The sequence below is a fragment of the Dyella sedimenti genome, assembly GCF_022760995.1.
In the GTDB taxonomy this organism is placed as follows: domain Bacteria; phylum Pseudomonadota; class Gammaproteobacteria; order Xanthomonadales; family Rhodanobacteraceae; genus Dyella; species Dyella sedimenti.
In genome coordinates this window covers 1-868 of the sequence record NZ_JAKWJO010000020.1, presented here as the reverse complement: position 1 = coordinate 868, position 868 = coordinate 1, and the positions used below count along the sequence as shown (strand labels likewise).

At 65.6% G+C, this 868-nt stretch carries 1 protein-coding gene; it reads left to right on the top strand.

Going from position 1 to position 868, the window contains the following annotated elements; genetic code table 11:
* Nucleotides 1-55: 55 nt before the first annotated feature.
* A protein-coding gene (locus MJ605_RS19220; protein ID WP_243043155.1) for an IS5 family transposase occupies nucleotides 56-861 on the top strand; the annotation gives its coding sequence in 2 pieces (ribosomal slippage) (nucleotides 56-386 and nucleotides 386-861; 807 coding nt in all).
* Nucleotides 862-868: the final 7 nt, after the last annotated feature.

The following is an 868-nucleotide window of genomic DNA, read 5'->3' as shown; positions in this document are numbered from 1 at the left end:
AGAGCCGCTAACAAAACCGGGTTGAAGGCTGGTTCGCGGGTGGCAAAATTGCAGCATGGCCCGTCGCAAAGAGATCCCCGTCGCGCTGTGGAAGCGCATCGAACCGCTGGTCCCGTCAGTAAAGCCCTCGCCCAAGGGCGGGCGGCCGCGCGTCAGCGACCAGCAAGCTCTCAACGGCATCGTCTATGTCCTGCGTACCGGCATCCCATGGGAAGAATTACCTCTGGAACTTGGCTACGGCAGCGGCATGACCTGTTGGCGCCGGTTGCGCGACTGGCAGGCCGCCGGCGTCTGGCATCGCCTGCATCAGGTCCTGCTGGCCGAACTGCGCCGAGCCGACAGGCTGGACCTGAGCCGAGTCAGCCTGGACGCGGCCAGTGTGGCTTCCCCCCGGGGGGCGCGTACACCGGGCCGAACCCGACCGATCGCGGCAAGCTCGGCGGCAAGCGGCATTTGATCGTCGATCGCAACGGCGTTCCCCTGGCGTTCTGTGTGACCGGAGCCAACCGGCACGACTCGGTGGTCTTCGAGGAACTGGTCGACGCCTTGCCGGCGATCGCCGGCAAGGCCGGGCGTCCACGGCGTTGGCCAGGCAAGTTGCACGCCGACAAGGCCTACGATATCGACCGCTGCCGCGAGCATCTCAAGCAACGGGGCATCACCCCTCGCATCGCTCGCAAGGGCATAGAGCGCAACGACCGACTGGGTCGGCATCGCTGGGTGGTCGAGCGCACGCATGCCTGGTTCGCCGGAATGGGCAAGCTGCGCATCCGCTTCGAGCGCCGCATCGACATCCATCTGGCGTGGCTGTCGCTTGCCTGCTCGATCATCTGCTTACGGAATCTTCCGGAGTTTTGTTAGCGGCTCT